Origin of the sequence: Streptomyces sp. 2-1 (genome assembly GCF_048564895.1) — a bacterium.
Taxonomy (GTDB): Bacteria; Actinomycetota; Actinomycetes; order Streptomycetales; family Streptomycetaceae; genus Streptomyces; species Streptomyces phaeochromogenes.
This window is the reverse complement of record NZ_CP183383.1, coordinates 7,326,412-7,342,877: the sequence shown is the minus strand read 5'-3', so window position 1 is coordinate 7,342,877 and position 16,466 is coordinate 7,326,412. Positions and strand designations below refer to the sequence as shown.

Genomic DNA, 16,466 nt, shown 5'->3' with positions numbered 1-16,466 from the left:
GAAGGGGGCGCCGGCATGGGCGTGCTCACGGGCAGGACGGCACTCGTCACGGGGGCGAGCAGGGGTATCGGACGCGGGATCGCCGAGCGGCTCGGACGCGACGGGGCGCGGGTTGGGGTGCACTACGGCAGGAACGAGGCGGCCGCGAAGGAGACGGTGGCGACGATCGAGGCGGCCGGCGGCTCGGCGTTCGCGATCCGCGCGGAGCTCGGGCTGCCGGGGGACGCGGCGGCCCTGTGGGAGGAGTTCGACCGGCACGCGGACGGGGTGGACATCCTGGTGAACAACGCAGGGATCGGTTCGACGCCACCGATAGAGGAGATCGACGAGGAGACGTACGACCAGGTCTTCGCGGTGAATGTGAAGGCGCCGTTCTTCGTCGTCCGGCACGGCCTGGAGCGCCTGCGTGACGGCGGCCGGGTCGTCAACATCTCCTCGGGGCTGGCACGGACCGCGGTCTTCCCCCACCTGATCGCCTACGCGATGACGAAGGGCGCCCTGGACGTCTTCTCCCGGGACCTGTCCAAGGTGCTGGGCGCCCGCGGCATCACCGTGAACTCGCTGGCGCCGGGCATCGTCGACACCGACAACACGGCCGAGCTGCTGCACGGCAGCGCCGACGGATGGGCGAATGCCGCGGCGGTATCGGCGCTCGGCAGAGTGGGCGAGACCGCCGACATCGCCGACGTGGTGGCGTTCCTCGCCTCGGACCAGGGGCGGTGGGTGACCGGGCACTGGATGGATGCGACGGGGGGATCGCTGACCTGAGCCCTCGGCCGTCCGGGCGACCCGGGCCGTCCGGGCGACCCGGGCCGGGCGGACGCCCCGGGCCGGGCGGGGCGTCTTCGGATCGGCGGGGCGGCTTCGGGTCGGCCAGGCGGCTCGGGATCCGCCGGGGGGCTTGGGATCCGCCGGGGGGGGGCAGCTCGGGATCAGCGGGTTTCCGTGACCTTCGCGAGGGCGCGGGGTGCGTCCGGGTCCTGGCCGCGGGCGATGGTGACCTCATAGGCGAGGAGTTGGAGCGGGAGGATCTCCAGGATCGGCTGGACCTCTTCGGCCACGCCCTCGGTGGGCAGGACGAAGCCGGCGGAGGCCTGTTCGACCTGGCGGCGGGGGCCGATGACGACGAGGTCGGCGCCGCGTCCGCGCAGCCGGTCGAGCACGGGCTGGAGTGCCTCGCCGCCCCTGCCGTCGGTGACGACCGCGATGACCGGGGAGATGTTGTCGACCATGGCGAGCGGGCCGTGCAGCAGGTCCGCGCCGGAGTAGGAGAGGGCGGGGATGTAGCTGGTCTCCATGAGCTTGAGGGCGGCTTCCTTGGCGGTGGGGTAGCCGTAGCCGCGGGAGGTGATCACCATGCGCTCGGCGAAGCGGTAGCGCGAGGCGAGGGTGCGGATCTCGTCCTGGCGGGCGAGCAGTTGCTCGGCGAGGTCGGGGAGCACCTTGGCCTGGGCGCCGTCGCCGCCGCGCAGTCCTTCGACGAAGAGATAGAGGGCGAGGAGGGAGGCGGTGTAGGTCTTGGTGGCGGGGAGTGCCTTCTCCGGCCCGGCCATGATGTCGAGGTGGTATTCGGAGACGGCGGCCAGGGGTGAGTCCGGGTTGTTGGTCACCGCGAGCGTGATGGCACCGGCCTCGCGGGCGGCCCGGGTCGAGGCCACCAGGTCCGGGGAGCCGCCGGACTGGCTGACCGTGATCATCAGGACGTCGGTGAGATCAGGGCTGGCGCCGTAGGCCGTCGTGGTCGACATGGAGGCGAGGCCGCATGGCAGGCCGAGGCGGATCTCCAGGAGGTACTTGGCGTAGAGGGCCGCGTTGTCGGAGGTCCCCCGGGCGGTGAGCAGTACGAAGCGGGGCTTGCGGGCGGCCACCCGCTGGGCCACGTCCTGGATGCGCGGGGCGCCCTCCTCCAGGATCCGCCGTAGGACGGCGGGCTGCTCGGCCATCTCGCGGGCCATGATCCGGCCCGGGCGGTCGGACTCGACGGGTGCCGGCTGCGCGTCGGACTGGGGGTCCGGCGGGGTGGCGGTCATGGCGTTCCTCCTGGGGCTGTTGCGTGGCGGGCGGAGCTGCGTCCGCGGGAGGGGGTGGCGGGGCTTGGCTGCGCGTGCGCAGGTTCCATTCCACTCCCCCGGGGCGCGCGGCGCCCGCTCGGGGTGGGGGGCGGGCGCCTGCCGTGGGTCGGGGTGCCGGTTGGGGGCGTGGGTCGGGGTGCCGTCGGTCGGGCGGGCGATCGGTGCCGTCGGTCGGGTGCCGTCGGTCGGGGTGCCACTCGGGTGCGGTCCGTTGACGTGCTTCCCGGTGCAGCTCGTCGACGTGTCTCTCGGGTACGGCTCGTCTACGCGCCTCCAGGTGCGTCCTGTCGGCACGGTTCGCGGGTGCGGCCTGTCGACGCGTCTCTCGGGTGCGGCTTGTCGGCACGTCTCTAGGGTGCGGGCGATCGGGGCGACGTTCGCATGCCGTTGTGCGGGCGGTCTGGGGCGGGGCGGTCGAGGGCGGTTGAGGGGCGACCTGGGAGGGCCGTTCTGCTAGATTGGTCTATACCACATGTTCGGTTGTGTCCCCTTCACCTTTCAGAACGGCAGGCCCAGCGTGGAAGTTGTCATCGTTTCGGACGCCAAGGCGGGTGGCGAGCTCATTGCCGAGGCCATGGCGGAGCTGCTCCGGCACAAGCCCGACGCGCTGCTCGGGGTGGCCACCGGCTCGACGCCGCTGCCCATCTACCAGGCGCTGGCGGCGAAGGTGGATTCCGGTGCCGTGGACGCCTCGCGGGCGCGGGTCGCGCAGCTCGACGAGTACGTGGGACTGCCGGCCGAGCATCCCGAGTCGTACCGGTCGGTGCTGCGGCGCGAGGTGCTGAAGCCGTTGGGGTTGGACGTCGACGCGTTCATAGGACCTGACGGGACCGCTGAGGACGTGCGGGCCGCGTGCGAGGCGTACGACAAGGCGCTCGCCGAGGCCGGCGGGGTCGATCTGCAGCTCCTCGGGATCGGGACCGACGGGCACATAGGGTTCAACGAGCCGTGCTCGTCGCTCGCCTCGCGTACGCGGATCAAAACCCTGACCGAGCAGACGCGGGTGGACAACGCGCGGTTCTTCGAGGGCGACATCGAGCAGGTGCCGCATCACGTGATCACCCAGGGGATCGGGACGATTCTGGAGGCCCGGCATCTGGTGCTGCTCGCCACGGGTGAGGGCAAGGCCGATGCCGTGGCGGCGACCGTCGAGGGGCCCGTCGCCGCGGTGTGCCCGGCGTCGGCACTCCAGTTGCACCCGCATGCCACGGTCGTCGTGGACGAGGCGGCCGCGTCCAAGCTGAAGCTCGCGGACTACTTCCGGCACACGTACGCCAACAAGCCGGACTGGCAGGGCATTTAGCCGACTCGCTTCACGATACGAATGCGCACTGGTAGCCACGGCTACGCACCAGTGCTCGCGAATACGAAGGTGCCGGGTCCCCTCGTGGTGGACCCGGCACCGTCATTCGCAGGGTGACCCGGGCCTTCGTTCCGTCGGCTCGGGCCCCAGCGGATCACGCCCCCGCGATGGCCTCCGCCGCCGCGAGGCCGCAGACGCGGGCCGCGCCGTGTGTGGCGATGTGGAGAGCGCCCCGGGGCGGTGACTGCGGGACGCCCATCTCGACCACGACGGTGTCGGGGCGGGCGGCGAGCAGGATGTCGAGGGCCTCGGCCATCCAGGTGTGGCGGTGGGCGTCGCGCACCACCGCGACCACGCGGCGGGAGCCGGCCGCCGCGAGGGCCTCGGCCCCGGCCCGCTCCCCCGTGAAGCTTCCGGTCTCGGCGCCCGGCAACAGGCGCCGCAGTTCGGCGGCGACGCCCCAGGGGGTCTCGTCACCGACGGCGATATTCGCGACGGGCGTGAAGGCGGCGACGTACGGAGCCTCGGTGACCGGTGCGAAGTGCGCTCCGCGCGTGACCTTCAGCGCGCGCCGGGCCGCCACCAGCCCGACGTCGGTGCTCGCATCGGACCCCGCTGCAGAACCTGCTGACGAAAGTGCGGACGAAGGTGTTGAAGGCGTCGTCTGTGTCGAGGCCGTCCAGGCCGCCAGTGCCCTCACCCGGGTCGCCGCGTCCGCCAGGCGTTCCTCGGGGAGTTCGCCCGAGCGGACCGCCGCGACGAGGGCGTCGCGCAGGCGCAGGACCGTCGGCTCGTCGGAGAGGCCGCCGCCCACGCAGATGGCGTCGGCGCCGGCGGCGATCGCGAGGACGCTGCCGCGTTCGATGCCGTAGGTCGCCGAGATGGCCTGCATCTCCATGCCGTCGGTGACGATCAGGCCGTCGTAGCCCAGTTCCTCGCGGAGCAGGCCGGTGAGGATGCGGCGCGAGAGGGTCGCGGGGTGGACGGGGTCCAGGGCCGGGACCAGGATGTGCGCGCTCATCACGGCACGCGTGCCCGCCTCGATGGCCGCGCGGAACGGCACCAGTTCGCGGGACTCCAGGACCGAAAGCTCCGCGTCGATGCGCGGCATCGCGTGGTGCGAGTCGACCGCCGTGTCGCCGTGCCCCGGGAAGTGCTTGGTGCAGGCGGCGACCCCGGCGGACTGCAGCCCGGAGACGTACGCGGCCGTGTGCCGGGCCACCAGTGAGGTGTCGGCGCCGAAGGACCGTACGCCGATGACGGGGTTGTCGACGTTGGAGTTGATGTCGGCGGACGGCGCCCAGTTGAGGTTCACTCCGCAGGCGGCCAGGCGGCGGCCCAGCTCGTGGGCGACCGCCTCGGTCAGTGCGGTGTCGTCGACCGCGCCCAGCGCGTGGTTGCCGGGGAAGGAGGATCCCGTACGGACCTCCAGGCGGGTGACGTCACCGCCCTCCTCGTCGATGGCGACCAGGACGTCGTCGCGTTCCGCGCGCAACTGGGCGGTCAGGGCGGCCACTTGGGCGGGCGTGGCGATGTTGCGGCCGAACAGGCCGACGGAGGCGAGGCCTTCGCCCAGCCGCCGCAGCAGCCAGGAAGGGGCCGAGGTCCCGGTGAATCCGGGCTGCAGGACGGCGAGGGCGTCACGGGTCAGCGTGTCCGTGCCGGAGGCGATGGTGGTCATCGGGGGCGTTATCCCTTCACCGCGCCGGAGGTGAGTCCGCTGACGGCCTTGCGCTGGAGGAAGACGAAGAGGACCAGGATCGGGACGGCGAAGAGCGAGGCCGCGGCCATGGTCGCCCCCCAGTCGTCGCCGAACGTCGTCTGGAAGCTGGAGAGCCACAGCGGGAGCGTCTGCTTCTCGGCGTCCTTGTTGAGGATCAGGACCAGCGGGAACTCGTTCCACGCCGTGATGAAGCCGAAGAGCGAGGTCGCCATCAGTCCCGGGGCGAGCAGCGGGAAGATGACCTTCACGAAGGCCTGCCTGCGGGTGCAGCCGTCCACCATCGCCGACTCCTCCAGCTCCTTCGGCACGGCGGCGACGTAACCGCGCAGCGTCAGGACGGTGAAGGGCAGCACCATGATCATGTAGAAGACGGTGAGCGGGACGAGGCTGTTCAGCAGGTCGGCGTCACGCACGATGATGTAGATCGCGATGACCATGACCTCCCAGGGCGCCATCTGCGCGATCATGAAGGTCAGGATGAATCCGCGACGGCCCTTGAACCGCATCCGGGCCAGCGCGAAGGACGCGAGCAGCGCGATGACGAGGGAGAAGACCACCGCGAGGACGGTCACCGTCAGGGAGTTGCCGACGAGCGTCCAGAAGTGGTCGGCGTCGAGCGCCTTCTGGAAGTGGTCGAAGGTGATGTTCGTCGGCACGAAGACCGGGTCGTCCGCGATGATGTCGTTGGTCGGCTTCAGCGAGGTCGCGAACATCCAGTAGACGGGGAACGCGAAGACCACGAAGAGCACGAGGGCCGTCGCGTTGGGCCACAGCCGGGCCATCAGGGAGCGCTTCACAGCTCGTCCTCCTCTTGCTTGAGAACGGTACGCAGGTAGTAGGCCGTCAGGCCGAGCAGGATGAGGATCGTCAGGAACGAGATCGCCGCTCCCATCCCGTAGTGCTGGTTGCCGGGGCCCTCGACGAACGCGTAGATCGGCAGGGTCTCGGTGAGCCGGTCGGGACCGCCCCTGTTGATGGCGAAGATCTGCGGGAACGCCTTGAACACCCAGATGACCTCGAGGAAGGTCGTCGCCCACAGGAACGGCCGCATGAAGGGAAAGGTCACCGAGGTGAAGCTCTTCCACGTGCCGGCCCCGTCGATCGAGGCGGCCTCGTACAGCTCTTTCGGGATGGTGGTCGTGGCGGCGTACAGGTTGATCGCCACGAACGGGATCGACTGCCAGACGATCAGCAGGGTGATCACGGAGAAGGTGGAGAGCTGGGTGCCGAACCAGTTGTAGTCGGCCATCGACGTCCAGCCCGCCTTGGCGAGCAGCCAGTTGACGACGCCGAAGCGCTGGGCGAACAGCCACTGGTAGACCGTGGTCGCGGCGACCACCGGCATCGCCCAGGCCAGCACCAGGCCGAGCATCAGCACCAGCCGCATGCGCTTGCCGAGGCGGGCGAGGAGCAGGCCGACGAGCGTGCCGAGCAGCATGATGAGGGCGACGTTCACGGCGGTGAAGACGACCGTCCGCTGGACGACCTTCCAGAAGTCCGAACCGCTCAGGACCTCCGTGTAGTTGTCGAACCCCCGCCACTCGGTGAGGTGCAGGATCAGCTGGCGCGGGTTGAGGTTCTGGAACGACAGCACGCCGTTCTTGACCAGCGGCCAGCCGAGCAGGATCACCGTGGCGAGCAGGGCGGGCAGCAGGAGCAGATACGGGGCGGACGCGCCGCCGCGCCGTCTCGCCGGGCCCGTGTCGCCGGGCGGGGTTACGTCGGTTTTACGGACACCGGGCGCCGCGGCCGTGCCTGTGTCCGTGCGTTCGGTCTGCACTGACATGCTCGCCATCTCTTCCAGGTTCGGGAGTCGCAGATCGTTCGATACGCCGGCGCGCCGGGGACGGAAGGGGCCGCCCCCGGCGCGCTGGTGATCAGCTGCTCTGTGCGAGCCGCTTGTTGATCTCGGCCTCGACCTGCTTGGCGGCCTCGGCGGGCGACTTGCCCTTCAGAACCGCGGTCATGTAGCTCTTGATCGGGTTCGGGTCGTTCTCCACCGCGGCCCACTCGGGGATCAGCGGCGTGGTGCCACCGCCGGCCGCGGCCGGGGCGGCGGCCACCGCGGCGGGGTTGGCCGACAGGTTGGTCTGCAGCGACTCCTTGTTCGGGATGACGCCGTTCTCCTTGGCGAGCGCGCCCTCGAACTTGTCGGACAGCGCGAGCTTCAGGAACTCCTTGGCGAGCTCCTGCTTCTTGCTGCCCGCGGCGACCGCGAAGTTGGAGCCGCCGAGGAAGACGCCCTCGGGCTTGTCGGCCGTCTCACCGGGGATGGTGAAGTAGCCGATGTCCTTCTCGATCTTCTTGTTGGCGGCGATGGCCGTGCCGGCCTCCCAGCCCATGCCGATGAAGGCACCGACGTTGCCCTTGGCGAAGACCTCGGCCTGCTGCGGGGTCGCCTCGTCCTTGTCCTTGGGGGCCTTGGAGAAGGCCTGGTACTCCTTGTAGATCTCCATGGCCTTGCCGACCTTCGGGTCCGCGAGGTTGGAGACGTACTTGTCGCCGTCCTTCTTCACCAGGTCTGCGCCCTGGCCGATGGTCAGACCGTCGAAGAAGTACCAGTTCTGGCCGGGCAGGTAGAGCGGCTCGGCGTCGGTCTTCTTGTCGATGGTCTTGAGGGCGTCGAAGAACTCGGCCCGCGTCTTGGGGGTGTCCTTGATGCCCGCGTCGGCCCAGACCTTCTTGTTGTAGACGACGACACGGTTGGCGAAGTACCACGGGGCCGCGTACTGCTTGCCGTCGAAGACGGAGGACGCGTTGAGGGCCTCGGTCCAGTCGGCGCCTATCTCCGACTTGAGGTCCGACAGGTCGGCGAGACCGCCGGTGGCCGCGTACGCCGGGGTCTGGGTGTTGCCGACCTCCAGGACGTCCGGCGGGTTGTCCTCGGAGAGCGAGGTGGTGATCTTCTGCTGGATGCCGTTCCACTGCTGGGTCTCGAACTTCAGCTTGGCCTTCGTCTGCTTCTCGAAGGCGGCCGTGAGGTCCTTGGTCCAGCCGGGCGGCGTCGAGCCGTCCATGGCCCAGACGGTCAGGGTCTGCCCCTTGAAACCGTCGGCCCCCGTCTTCTCGCCACCGTCACCGTCGTCGCCGCCACACGCCGCGACAGACATCAACATGCCCGCGACACCGACAGCCGCAATGAGCTTGCGCTTCACGTCACCCTCCTCAGGGATGCCAGCAACCCCCCTGCCCACCGCGTGACTTACGACGAGTACTGCCCGTGGGGCTGGGACCTGGTCCTCAATGGTTTAGACCAGTAGGGGGGAGCTTGGCCTAGACCTAGAGGGGTGTCAAGGGCTGAAAAGCCGCCCCCGGCCGTCCGTTACGCGACCTACATATGCAGGGACCTTTCACTACACGGGGAACAGAACGGGCATGCCTCGACGGGCACCTCGGCAGCCCCTGCGGAGCGCCCGCAGCAACCGCTCTCCGACCCTTTGGACTAGACCAAAAGAGACCCCGACTGTATATAGAGAGGATCACGCAGCGTGCGGGGGGACACTCGCACGGGAAGCCGTGCCACGATGTGAGCCGCGGCCGACGCGCACGTCGGCCCATCGGCACCTGGAGCCGGGAAGGCAGAGTATGAGCACCGACGTCAGCAGTGCGGAGAACGAGGGTGGGGCACCCATCCGTACCGCGCGCGTGCCCAAGTACTACCGCCTCAAGAAGCATCTGCTCGACATGACGGAGACGCTGCCGCCCGGCACACCCGTACCGCCCGAGCGCACCCTCGCCGCCGAGTTCGACACCTCGCGCACGACCGTGCGGCAGGCCCTCCAGGAACTGGTCGTCGAGGGGCGCCTGGAGCGCATCCAGGGCAAGGGCACGTTCGTCGCCAAGCCGAAGGTCTCGCAGGCGCTCCAACTCACCTCGTACACCGAGGACATGAGGGCCCAGGGCCTCGAACCCACCTCGCAGCTCCTGGACATCGGCTACATCACCGCGGACGACACGCTCGCCGAGCTGCTCGACATCACCGCCGGCGGGCGGGTGCTGCGCATCGAGCGGCTGCGGCTCGCCAGCGGGGAGCCGATGGCGATCGAGACGACGCATCTCTCCGCGAAGCGGTTTCCCGCGCTGCGGCGGTCGCTCGTGAAGTACACCTCGCTGTATACGGCGTTGGCCGAGGTCTACGACGTTCATCTCGCCGAGGCCGAGGAGACGATCGAGACGTCGCTGGCGACTCCTCGGGAGGCGGGGCTTCTCGGTACGGATGTGGGGTTGCCGATGCTGATGCTGTCCCGGCACTCGTTGGACCGGGGTGGGTTGCCGGTGGAGTGGGTGCGGTCGGTGTACCGGGGGGACCGGTACAAGTTCGTTGCTCGGCTCAAGAGGCCTGTGGAGTAGGGGTGGGTGAGCGGCTGCGGGTGAGTCGTGGCCGGAGTGCGCAGTTCCCCGCGCCCCTAAAAACAAAAGACAAAGGCCAGGCGTAACCCCCTGCTTTCAGGGGCGCGGGGAACCGCGCACTCCGGCCCCACCCACCCGCACAATGCACACCGGCCCAGGCACCAACCAGGACGCACCAACCAGGCCGAGGGAGTTCACCCGGCGCACACAGACTGGTGCGCATGGTGTAGCGCTGGTCCTCTTCCTGTTCTACCGTCCTCCCGTCACCCATGGACGGGAGGACGACCCGTGCGCACCGACAGCCCACAGACGGCATCTCCTGAAAGCCCTCGCAAGGCAAGTCCGCAAACCATCGTCATCTGGACCGTCGTCGCGCTGGTGTGCGCGGCCGGTTGGTCCGTCCTCGCGTTGTCCCGGGGCGAGGAGGTGTCGGCCGTCTGGATGGTGGCCGCCGCCCTCGGCTCGTACGCCATCGCCTATCGCTTCTACTCGAAGTTCATCGCCTACAAGGTCCTGAAGGTCGACAGGACCCGGGCCACGCCCGCCGAGCGGCTCGACAACGGCATCGACTTCCACCCCACCGACCGGCGCGTCCTGCTCGGCCACCACTTCGCGGCGATCGCGGGGGCCGGACCCCTGGTCGGACCCGTACTGGCCGCGCAGATGGGATATCTGCCCGGCACCATCTGGATCATCGTCGGCGTGATCTTCGCGGGAGCGGTCCAGGACATGGTCGTCCTGTTCTTCTCCACCCGCCGGGACGGCAGGTCCCTCGGACAGATGGCACGCGAGGAGATCGGCCCGTTCGGCGGCGCGGCGGCCCTGCTCGCCGCCTTCGCCATCATGATCATCCTGCTCGGGGTGCTCGCGCTGGTCATCGTGAACGCGCTCGCCCAGTCTCCGTGGGGCACCTTCTCCATCGCGATGACGATCCCGATCGCCCTGCTGATGGGCTTCTACCTACGGGTCCTGCGGCCCGGCCGGGTCAGCGAGGTCTCGCTGATCGGTGTCGCCCTGCTGCTGCTCGCGCTGGTCGCGGGGCGCTGGGTCGCCGAGTCCTCGTGGGCCGACACGTTCACGCTCGCGCCCTCGACGCTGGTGATCTGGCTGGTGGCGTACGGCTTCGTCGCGTCGATCCTGCCGGTGTGGATGCTGCTCGCGCCCCGCGACTACCTCTCCACCTTCATGAAGATCGGCACCATCGCGCTGCTGGCTATCGGCGTCATCATCTCGATGCCGACGCTGAAGATGGACCCGGTCACGGACTTCGCCACGCGCGGGGACGGGCCGGTCTTCGCCGGTTCGCTCTTCCCGTTCGTCTTCATCACCATCGCGTGCGGGGCCCTGTCCGGCTTCCACTCCCTCATCGCCTCCGGTACGACGCCGAAGATGATCCAGAAGGAGACGCAGGTCCGGATGATCGGGTACGGCTCCATGCTCATGGAGTCGTCCGTCGCCGTGATGGCGCTGATCGCGGCGTCCATCATCGACCCGGGCCTGTACTTCGCGATGAACGCGCCGGCCGGTGTCATCGGGGACACGGTCCAGAACGCCTCGCAGGTGGTGGGGAGTTGGGGGTACCAGATATCCCCCGAGGACCTGGCCGCCGCGGCGAAGAACGTCGAGGAGGCGTCCCTGCTGTCGCGGACCGGTGGCGCGCCCACCCTCGCGATCGGCGTCTCGGAGATCTTCTCCGAGGTCACCGGGGGCGGTCTGCGCGCGTTCTGGTATCACTTCGCGATCATGTTCGAGGCGCTGTTCATCCTGACCGCGCTCGACGCGGGCACCCGCGTGGGCCGCTTCATGCTCCAGGACACGCTCGGCAATCTCTACAAACCCTTCAAGAATGTGAGCTGGAAGCCCGGACTGGTCATCACGAGCGGCATCGTCTGCGGCCTCTGGGGCTACTTCCTGTGGGTCGGCGTCCATGAACCGCTCGGCGGGATCAACCAGCTGTTCCCGATCTTCGGCATCTCCAACCAACTCCTCGCGGCGGTCGCCCTGGCCGTCTGCACGACCCTGCTGGTGAAGTCCGGACGCCTCAAGTGGGCCTGGATCACGGGGATTCCGCTCGCCTGGGACGCCACGGTGACGCTCACCGCGAGCTGGCAGAAGGTCTTCTCCAGCGACCCGCGCGTCGGCTTCTTCAAGCAGCGCTCGGTCTACCAGGACGGCATCGACCGGGGCGAGCTCATCGCACCGGCCAAGAGCATGGACGACATGCACACGATCGTCACGAACTCCACAGTCGACGGCGTCCTGGCGGCGGTCCTCGCCCTGCTCATCGTCATCGTGATCGCGGACGCCACGAGGGTGTGCATCCGGCACGTACGCCGTCCCGCGCTCTCCACGCTCAGCGAGTCGCCGTACGTCGAGTCGAAGATCGTCGCCCCGGCCGGGCTGATCCCGACCAAGGAGGAGAAGGAGGAGGCCCGCGATGCGGTCGGCGCTGCACCGGGCGGCTAGCCGGGCGGTCAGGGGCGTGCGCTGGTACGTACGGGAGCTCACCGACGAGTCGGCGTACGACCGCTATGTCACGCATGTACGCAAGGGGCACCCCGACGCGGCCGTGCCGTCGCGGCGGGAGTTCGAGCGGATGCGCACGGACCGTCAGGAGGAGGATCCCCGGCAGGGCTTCCGCTGCTGCTGAGCGCGATGGCCGCTCGCTGTCGGGCCCCCGCGCTCGGCAGCGAGCGGCGGTGAGCAGCAGTGAGCGGAACGTCGTATCCGTTATGCGGACAGGGGTTCCATAAAGCGGAACCGTCCCTTAGATTTCCTGCGCGTTGCACAGGTGATCAGCAAGGGGACGGAGCCGTCGTATGTCTGAAGCGCCGGATGCGCCAAGAGCGCCCGAGGGGAAAACGCCGGCGGTGACCCCGCCGGTCGTGACACCACCTGTCGTCACACCGGTCCGCGTGGTGATCGCCGTCTGCCTGGTCGCGCCGTTCGTGGCGATGCTCTGGGTGGGCTCGTACGCGAAGGTCGACCCGGCCTTCATCGGCATCCCGTTCTTCTACTGGTACCAGATGCTGTGGGTGTTCATCTCGACCGCGCTCACGCTGATCGCGTACAAGCTGTGGAACCGTGACCAGCGCGCCCGCAAGTCCCAGAAGGAGGGCGCGTCCGCATGAACGACGGCGTGAACGGCGTGGCACTCGCCGTCTTCATCTTCTTCTTCGCGGCCGTCACGGTCATGGGCTTCCTGGCCGCTCGCTGGCGCCGGGCCGAGACCGACAGTCTCGACGAATGGGGCCTGGGCGGACGGTCGTTCGGCACCTGGGTCACCTGGTTCCTGCTCGGCGGTGACCTCTACACGGCGTATACGTTCGTGGCGGTCCCGGCGGCGATCTACGCGGCGGGCGCGGCCGGCTTCTTCGCCGTGCCGTACACGATCCTCGTCTACCCGCTGATCTTCACGTTCCTGCCGCGCCTTTGGTCGGTCTCGCACAAGCACGGGTACGTGACGACGTCCGACTTCGTGCGCGGACGCTTCGGCTCGAAGGGGCTGTCGCTGGCCGTCGCGGTGACGGGCATCCTCGCGACGATGCCGTACATCGCGCTCCAACTGGTCGGCATCCAGGCCGTCCTGGACGTGATGGGCGTCGGCGGCGGCGAGGACACCAACTGGTTCGTCAAGGACCTGCCGCTGCTCATCGCCTTCGGTGTGCTGGCCGCGTACACGTACTCGTCCGGTCTCCGCGCGCCCGCCCTGATCGCGTTCGTGAAGGACACGCTGATCTACATCGTCATCGCGGTGGCGATCATCTACATCCCGATCAAGCTGGGCGGCTTCGACGAGATCTTCGCCAAGGCGGGCGAGGCCTACAGCCAGACCAACCCGGCGACGGGCGCGCCGCGTGGTGCGCTGGCACCGGGCGAGGCGGGCCAATGGACGTACGCCACGCTGGCGTTGGGCTCCGCCCTGGCCCTCTTCATGTACCCGCACTCGATCACGGCCACGCTGTCCTCGCGCAGCCGTGAGGTGATCCGGCGCAACACCACGATCCTGCCGCTGTACTCGCTGATGCTGGGCCTGCTCGCGCTGCTCGGCTTCATGGCGATCGCGGCCGGAGTCAAGGTCAGCAACGGGCAGTTGGCGATCCCGCAGCTCTTCGAGGACATGTTCCCGGCGTGGTTCGCGGGAGTTGCCTTCGCGGCGATCGGTATCGGTGCGCTGGTGCCTGCGGCGATCATGTCCATCGCCGCGGCGAACCTCTTCACCCGCAACATCTACAAGGACTTCATCCGGCCCGACGCGACGCCGGCCCAGGAGACCAAGGTCTCCAAGCTGGTCTCGCTGCTCGTGAAGGTGGGTGCGCTGGTCTTCGTCCTCACCATGGACAAGACGGTGGCCATCAACTTCCAGCTGCTGGGCGGGATCTGGATCCTGCAGACGTTCCCCGCGCTGGTCGGTGGGCTGTTCACCCGGTGGTTCCACCGCTGGGCACTGCTCGGCGGGTGGGCGGTCGGCATGCTGTACGGGACCGTCGCCGCGTACGGTGTCGCCTCGCCGACCCAGAAGCACTTCGGTGGTTCCGCCAAGGAGATTCCCGGGATCGGGGAGATCGGGTACATCGGTCTGACGGCGTTCGTCCTGAACGTGGTCGTGACGGTCGTGCTGACCTTCGCCCTCAGGGCCTTCAAGGCCCCTGACGGCATCGACGAGACGTCCCCCGAGGACTACACGGCCGACGCGGGCGACAAGGGCGTCCAGGTCGAGCTGCCGTCGGCGACGGCGGGGGCCGGGCACTAGCCCCGCGGGCGGGGGCGGCCGGGCTTTATCGCCCCCGCCGCCCTTACCCATTCCCGTCCCTTACTCAGGGGCTCCGCCCCCGAACCCCCAAAAGATTGCGCAGTTCCCCGCGCCCCTAAAAGGGGCGCGGGGAACTGCGCACCCAGCCACGACTCACCCGCACACATCCCACCCCGCAAACCCCACCCACCCTCAGCAGCCTCTCCGGCGTTTGAGGAGCGGGGGTTCGGGGGCTGGCCCCCGAAAGGGACGGGAATGGGTAAGGGCGGCGGGGGCGACAACTGCCCCTGGCGGCACGGGAGTCCGCCGTTACGCTGGTCCGTGTGACCGTTCGCGATCCGATCGTCCTTGACAGTGATCCCGGGATAGACGACGCCGTGGCCCTCCAGTACCTGCTCGGCACGGGCAGGTGGGACCTCAGGGCCTACACCTCCGTGGGCGGCAACCTCCCCGTCGAGCAGACGTACCGCAACGCCCGCGCCCTGGCGAGAGCCCTCCGCATCGACACGGACGTCCCGGTCCACCGCGGAGCGGGCCGCCCGCTGACCCGCCTCCCGTACACGGCCGCAGACCACTTCCACGGCCCCGCGGGCCTCGGCCACGAGACGCTGCCCGACTCGACCGCCGCACACCCGACGGAGTCCTCCGCACAGGCGCTGCTGCGGCTCTCCCGGGAGCACGAGGGCGAGCTGACCGTGTGCGCGACCGGCCCGCTCACCAACGTGGCGATCGCGCTCCTGGAGGACCCGGCCTTCGCCCGCCGTGTGAAGAAGTTCGTGTTCATGGGCGGCAACGCGCAGGTGCCCGGAAACATCACCCCGGTCGCCGAGTTCAACATGTGGGCGGACCCGGACGCCGCCGAGGTGGTGCTCTCCTCCGGCATCCCGTTCACCATGGTCGACCTGGACGCCTCGCACCGCTGGCTCTTCGGCCCCGCCGACCTCGCCGCGCTGGAGGCGGCCGGGGAGGGCGCGGCGCTCGCGGCCCGGCTGCTGCGGGTCTACATCGACTCCTACCGCCGCCACGGCGGAGGCGACACCTGCCCGCTGCACGACCCGCTCGCCGTGGGCGTGTGCGCGGACGAGTCGTTCGTGACGCTCGCGGAGGGAGCCGTCGTCGTCGAGTGCTCCAGCGAACTCACCCGCGGCCAGACCGTGTTCGTCCCCTCGGCCGCCCAGCGGAACTACTACACCGAGTCGCCCGCCCTGACCGCCCGCACCCGCCACACCGGCCGCGTGGCCCTCGGCCCGGGCCCACGCGACTTCACGAAGGACTTCGTCACGACCCTCCCGCAGTGGCCGGCCGTGGGCTGAGCCCCCTTGGACGACCCCGGCTGGATGCCCCCGGCCGGGGTGCGGGAAAAACTCGGCGCTCCACGCCGTACCCCTCGGGCACACTGCCAGGCATGGACATCGTGATCAGGCGGGCGAGGCCCGAGGAGTACGAGGCTGTGGGCGAGATCACCGCGCAGGCCTATCTGGGGGACGGGCTCCTCGACTTCGGGGAGAGCGACGAGTATCTGGGCGAGCTGCGGGACGTGGCGAAGCGGGCCGCCGCCGCCGACGTACTCGTGGCCGTCCTGGGGACGGGCACGGGCGAGCGGGTCGTCGGCGGCGTGACCTTCGTCCCGTCCGGCGGGCCGATGGCCGACATCGCGCGCGAGGGCGAGGCCGAGATACGGATGCTGGCGGTCGCCACGGAGGCCCGCGGACACGGGGCGGGCGAGGCTCTCGTACGCGCCTGTGTCGACCGCGCCCGGGCCACGGACGGCTGCGTACGCGTCGTGCTCTCCACCCAGCGCACCATGCACAGCGCCCATCGCATCTACGGACGCCTCGGCTTCACCCGCGCCCCCGACCGCGACTGGAACCCGATCCCGGACCTCGACGACATCATGCTGCTCACCTACGAGTTGACACTCTGACACCCTCCGAAGCCGACACGACACAACATGTGGGGGTGCTTCCCGAGCCCGGCACAAGATGTATGCTCATGCTCGCTGTCGCCGCAGGGGAATCCGGTGCGAATCCGGAACTGTCCCGCAACGGTGTACTTGTGCATGTCTGTCCCCAGAGGAGAGCCGTGCGCCTGGTCAGTCCGAGGACCTGCCGACAGCGTGCCCAGGCCGCCCGGCCCGGGTGCCATGACGTCCGGGCCTCGCGGAGTGGGCCGGTGGACGCGGCGTACCGCTGCGCAGAGCGTGTACCCCCGTGTGCCCCGATCCCCCCTCCCCGCAGGCCCCGTGCCGAGCGAGGGAGAGCCCCA

14 protein-coding genes and 1 riboswitch are annotated in these 16,466 nt (G+C 69.5%); of the genes, 9 read left to right on the top strand and 5 right to left on the bottom strand.

From position 1 onward, the window contains the following. Nucleotides 1-15 precede the first annotated feature (15 nt). Complete coding sequence (locus tag ACN20J_RS32415; protein WP_189837552.1) at nt 16-768, top strand: SDR family oxidoreductase; 753 nt, start codon at nt 16-18, stop codon at nt 766-768. A gap of 164 nt (nt 769-932) precedes the next feature. Here ACN20J_RS32415 and ACN20J_RS32410 read toward each other — a convergent pair whose 3' ends face one another. Next, nucleotides 933-2,030, bottom strand: coding sequence for an SIS domain-containing protein (locus ACN20J_RS32410; protein ID WP_419667382.1), 1,098 nt, complete (start codon nt 2,028-2,030; stop codon nt 933-935). A 559-nt stretch (nt 2,031-2,589) separates the two neighbouring features. Here ACN20J_RS32410 and nagB point away from each other — a divergent pair. After that, nucleotides 2,590-3,375, top strand: coding sequence for a glucosamine-6-phosphate deaminase (nagB, locus tag ACN20J_RS32405; RefSeq protein ID WP_189837551.1), 786 nt, complete (start codon nt 2,590-2,592; stop codon nt 3,373-3,375). A 154-nt stretch (nt 3,376-3,529) separates the two neighbouring features. Here the strand turns inward: nagB and ACN20J_RS32400 are convergent, their stop codons facing one another. The 4 genes from ACN20J_RS32400 to ACN20J_RS32385 all read right to left on the bottom strand — a co-directional run bounded on the left by ACN20J_RS32400 (nt 3,530) and on the right by ACN20J_RS32385 (nt 8,253). Then, complete coding sequence (locus ACN20J_RS32400) at nt 3,530-5,056, bottom strand: glycoside hydrolase family 3 protein (RefSeq protein ID WP_419667381.1); 1,527 nt, start codon at nt 5,054-5,056, stop codon at nt 3,530-3,532. A gap of 8 nt (nt 5,057-5,064) precedes the next feature. Continuing rightward, on the bottom strand, nt 5,065-5,895 hold the full coding sequence (locus tag ACN20J_RS32395) for a carbohydrate ABC transporter permease (protein ID WP_189837549.1): 831 nt from the start codon (nt 5,893-5,895) through the stop codon (nt 5,065-5,067). Next, complete coding sequence (locus ACN20J_RS32390; protein ID WP_189837548.1) at nt 5,892-6,884, bottom strand: carbohydrate ABC transporter permease; 993 nt, start codon at nt 6,882-6,884, stop codon at nt 5,892-5,894. Before ACN20J_RS32390 ends, ACN20J_RS32395 begins: the two co-directional genes overlap by 4 nt. Nucleotides 6,885-6,975: 91 nt before the next feature. Then, entirely contained in the window at nt 6,976-8,253 is a 1,278-nt protein-coding gene (locus tag ACN20J_RS32385; protein WP_189837547.1) for an extracellular solute-binding protein, read from the bottom strand. Nucleotides 8,254-8,683: 430 nt separating this feature from the next. Here ACN20J_RS32385 and ACN20J_RS32380 point away from each other — a divergent pair, with 430 nt between their 5' ends. The 7 genes from ACN20J_RS32380 to ACN20J_RS32350 all read left to right on the top strand — a co-directional run bounded on the left by ACN20J_RS32380 (nt 8,684) and on the right by ACN20J_RS32350 (nt 16,125). Continuing rightward, nucleotides 8,684-9,448: a GntR family transcriptional regulator gene (locus ACN20J_RS32380; protein WP_189837546.1), complete on the top strand. Its 765-nt coding sequence runs from the start codon at nt 8,684-8,686 to the stop codon at nt 9,446-9,448. Between the two features lie 288 nt (nt 9,449-9,736). Then, nucleotides 9,737-11,914 carry a carbon starvation CstA family protein gene (locus ACN20J_RS32375; protein ID WP_419667380.1) on the top strand — a complete coding sequence of 726 codons (2,178 nt, stop codon included), beginning with the start codon at nt 9,737-9,739 and terminating at the stop codon, nt 11,912-11,914. Continuing rightward, complete coding sequence (locus ACN20J_RS32370) at nt 11,886-12,098, top strand: YbdD/YjiX family protein (RefSeq protein WP_190232205.1); 213 nt, start codon at nt 11,886-11,888, stop codon at nt 12,096-12,098. The genes ACN20J_RS32375 and ACN20J_RS32370 overlap by 29 nt, the downstream gene beginning before the upstream one ends. A 169-nt stretch (nt 12,099-12,267) precedes the next feature. After that, entirely contained in the window at nt 12,268-12,579 is a 312-nt protein-coding gene (locus tag ACN20J_RS32365; protein WP_419667379.1) for a DUF3311 domain-containing protein, read from the top strand. Next, nucleotides 12,576-14,201: a monocarboxylate uptake permease MctP gene (mctP, locus tag ACN20J_RS32360; protein WP_419667378.1), complete on the top strand. Its 1,626-nt coding sequence runs from the start codon at nt 12,576-12,578 to the stop codon at nt 14,199-14,201. Before ACN20J_RS32365 ends, mctP begins: the two co-directional genes overlap by 4 nt. A gap of 323 nt (nt 14,202-14,524) precedes the next feature. Then, nucleotides 14,525-15,514, top strand: coding sequence for a nucleoside hydrolase (locus tag ACN20J_RS32355; RefSeq protein ID WP_362001426.1), 990 nt, complete (start codon nt 14,525-14,527; stop codon nt 15,512-15,514). A 92-nt stretch (nt 15,515-15,606) separates the two neighbouring features. Next, entirely contained in the window at nt 15,607-16,125 is a 519-nt protein-coding gene (locus ACN20J_RS32350; protein ID WP_361904178.1) for a GNAT family N-acetyltransferase, read from the top strand. Nucleotides 16,126-16,157: 32 nt separating this feature from the next. Next, a riboswitch (cobalamin riboswitch) is annotated at nt 16,158-16,329 on the top strand. Nucleotides 16,330-16,466: the final 137 nt, after the last annotated feature.